This is a genomic window from Acidovorax sp. KNOB132 (genome assembly GCF_057541515.1).
The window spans coordinates 1-3,511 of record NZ_BAAJYT010000328.1 but is presented as its reverse complement, the minus strand read 5'-3'; the positions used below and the strand labels follow the sequence as shown (position 1 = coordinate 3,511).

General features: G+C 60.4%; 3 protein-coding genes. All 3 read right to left on the bottom strand.

Annotated elements, in window-relative coordinates; all coding sequences use genetic code 11:
* Window positions 1–399, bottom strand: a 399-nt coding sequence (locus AC27IO_RS21920; RefSeq protein WP_498740742.1) for a hypothetical protein, incomplete at its 3' end; no start/stop codon positions are given.
* Window positions 400–673: 274 nt separating this feature from the next.
* Complete coding sequence (locus AC27IO_RS21915; protein ID WP_498740740.1) at window positions 674–1,132, bottom strand: immunity protein RhsI2 family protein; 459 nt, start codon at window positions 1,130–1,132, stop codon at window positions 674–676.
* 10 nt (window positions 1,133–1,142) lie between these two features.
* On the bottom strand, window positions 1,143–3,511 hold a 2,369-nt coding region (locus AC27IO_RS21910; RefSeq protein WP_498740739.1), incomplete at its 5' end, for a LysM peptidoglycan-binding domain-containing protein.

Below are 3,511 nucleotides of genomic sequence, written 5' to 3'. Positions count from 1 at the left end.
CGCGCCCTGGTTCACGTACACGGCGTTGCCCTGCACGTCGTTCACGAAGGCGCGGTTGAACCGCTCGTCGGCCACACCGGTGGTCTGCTCGATGTTGCTCACGAAGCCATTGGCATCGCGCCAGGTCCGCGTGGTGGCACTCGTGCCACCGCGTGTGGCGCTCGAGCCGGTCTGCTGGTAGCTGCCGTTCAGGGATTGGTAGTCGTACCTCGTGGTGGTGGCGTTGCCCTGGTTGCCATCGCTCACTTGCCGGTTGCCCAGGAGGTTGCCCGCAAGGTCGTATGTGATGCGCACATCCGCGCGGCTGTCGAACACCGCACGCAGCCGGTTCTGCGCGTCGTACACCAGATGGTTGTCCTGGTACACCACGTTGTCCAGCACCCCGGAGGACAGCAGCACGTACCCTAGATGCCCTTCAGGGCAAGCGCCCCGGCGCGCTCACCGCCGCATCCCGCGCGATCAAGTCACAAGTCATTGCTATCAACTAAATAGCATTCGAGGCATGAACTTCTATGGCGTGAGGCCGATTTGATGCCTGAACTAAAGGATCGAGCAATTTTTCGGCACGCTCAACGCCGTTTCAAGGGCCCTGCAATCAGCAACTCCCTCGGAAATGACCTTGCAAGCGCGACGCCGGGACTTCCGGTTTTCTGCGATTCGCAGTACTGCCAAGCTACGCAATCACCACCTCAAGCAGCACATCGGTGAAGTTGACACCGCCATCTTTCGCAGGCTGCTTCTTGAGCTTGTCCAAAGCGTATGCCAGCGCAACAGTCGCGCCCTCGCGATACAGCGCTAGGTCAATGTCACTATGAGCAACACAGCTTGCGCGCCTAACGCTCTCGTCATCGCAAAAGTACTCAAAGTCCTTTACTTGGTCTTCATCGGCGTCCTGACCCGCGATATACAAGCGAGTGATAGTGCCTTTGTAAACACGGACTTCAATTCGCCCTTCGTTAATGCTTTGCCACCATTCTCTTGAGCCAAAGAGACCATGATCACCAAGCAGTCCCATCAGCGGCTTGTCCGCGTTTAGTGTCAAAGCCTGGGCCTTGGCAACGCGTGCCGGATTGGCGGCAAGTTCGGTCGCCAGTTCATAGACTCGCTTTCCTTGGACGTTGTTGATGTACATGGCTACCACCTTAGTTCAAACGCTCAAAGTCCAGGAGGTTCTGATTGAAAACATTTAGCGCATTACCCTTCCCAAGCTGGGTATTCATGATGCCGAGCCCATCGTTGATGTTCATGACGCCTGTTGCCTCCACTTTGAAGCGAGCGCTTGTTTGATTCCAGGGACCGGTTCTGGTCGACATGCCAGGGAATGCGGAAGCTGCGGGTTGGTTAGCAGCAATGCCGATGTTTTGAAGCTGCGCAGAAGTACCAGGCTTGACAGTGAGTCGCACCAGCGCTCCATCATATCCAGCTGAGTACGCTTCGAGCGGAGCCAGTGAAGTTTCACCAGTGCCTGTAAGCACGCCGTCCTCAGCCAACGTCGTGAAGTGCGACTCTTTCATAGAACGGTAGTAAATCTCATTGCCGTAGGCGTCGTACTCAAGCACAGGACTGAGCGGATTCGCCGAACGAGTAGCTGGCACTCCAATCTTGGCGGCAGCGCCCGCACTACCAACTGCCCGCGCTTCAGTGGTCAGCGCCTTGCTAGGCGCTTCTCCCCCGATTTTGACGCCGCCCAACTGCGCAGCCCGGCTTCCAGCCATGGGCCCTGGCATTTCCGCCGCCCGAACCACTATGTTTCTGGCTCCACGCAGCCCGCTGACAACACCCAGTCCCACGCCTGTAGCCTGAGCCGATGCTTGGCGAATCTGTGCCGGATCATTGCCGAAGTAGTTACTTTTCCATTCGTTGAAAACGGCGCTCGGTTCGTTCCAGAGCCGTGTGACTCCTTGCACCGTGGCAGCCGCAGTCTGCATCGCCCATTGGGCGCGGCGTTCTTGGGTGCCGACGACGCCAAAACTATAGGCCGCGGATTCCAACATGCCTGCTCCCGCGTCGTACAAACCTTGAGCCCGGGCAATATTTCGGTCGAACTCACTGAGCGTTTCCGTCCGATTTCGGTACTCCAACTCAGATCGCCGAAGATCCTCCACCGTCATGAGTTCGCGAGTGTCTTTGACAGTCACTTCAGGTTGCCAGGTGTCTGGTTGATCGCTGGCTCTGACCGTTACCTCCGGCAGAACCGGCATGAAGTTGGCACTTGGAAGATTCACATGAGGCAACCCAGCAGGGGCACCGCTGTCAAGAATGACGCCAGCGACCGTGCTGTTGGCTATTTGCACTCCGCTGCCAACCGCCATCTGAGATGGGTTGCTGAATGCACTCAGAAATTCGTCATAGCCTGAGCTCCAGCTTTGAGGGGTTCCCCAGCCCGAAGGCGCTTGCAAACCTTGTCCGCCGCTGCCCCCAGACGCGAGGCTGTACAAGGAGTCCTGCGGTGTAACAGGATACGCAAGACCATTGCCCAGCGCATTGCCAAACGCATCGGTCGCCACCTGCTGGATGCTCACTCGACCACCTCTGGCCACCGCAGTCGTCAAACCTGCTGCCATGCCACTGAGCGTGCCTCGGGCCACCGCCCCTGCCGTTGCGCCCCAGCTAGAGAACACGTCAGCGTCCCTTAGAGCGGCACCAGCCGCACTGCCCACGACGGCACCTGCCGCGCTTGCTGCCACACCGCGCCAGTCAAAGCTCTTTTGCAACCCTGTGGCAACCCCTACGCCTTGCGTCAGCAAGTTGGCCGTGCCCGCACGCAAAGCAATGCTTGACCAATCGGCACCCTGGAAAAATGGAATCCCTTCCAGTCCAGCCGTGATTCCCGCGCTCACGCCGGACAACGCCACGCTCTTCCAGTTGATGCCGTCCTGCACGCCAAGAACGTTGCCGACCACTTGGCCCGAGAGGTTGCCCAGCATGGCCCCGCCGATGCCGCCGGTGTAGGCCGCCACCACGACGGTCACCACCGTCATGATGATCTTGCCCAGTCCACCACACCCACCCCCGCCCTGCCCCGCAGGCGCCGGCAGATTCGGATCCATGCTCCCCGTCACCCGGCTCGGGTCGTACGGCTGGAACGTGTCCACGTTGTTCGCGTTCAGCGCCAGCTTGGGCACGCTCAGCGTCTGCCCCGCTGCCAGCTGCCCGTCGCCCGACACCGCCAGGCCATTGGCCTCCGCGATGCGCCACCACAGCTTGGCATCACCCAGCACGTTGCGCGCGATGTCTTTGAGCGTCTCCCCGCCCACCACCGTGTAGGCGATGGCGTCCAGGTTCGCGCCTTTGAGTTTGAGCGGCGCCGCGTTCAGCCGGAACTCGGCCGTGTCCACATACTTCGGGATGTCTCCTGGGTTCGGCGGGTTCTCGCTGTCCGGCGCGTCGCCGTAGCGGGCCAGGACCTCGCCATTGGCCACCAGCTGGCGCTGCACGTGGCCCGGGTTGACCGAGTCGCCCACCCAGCCACCCAGGTAGCCGCCAGGCAGGTTCTGCACGCGGCCCGTGT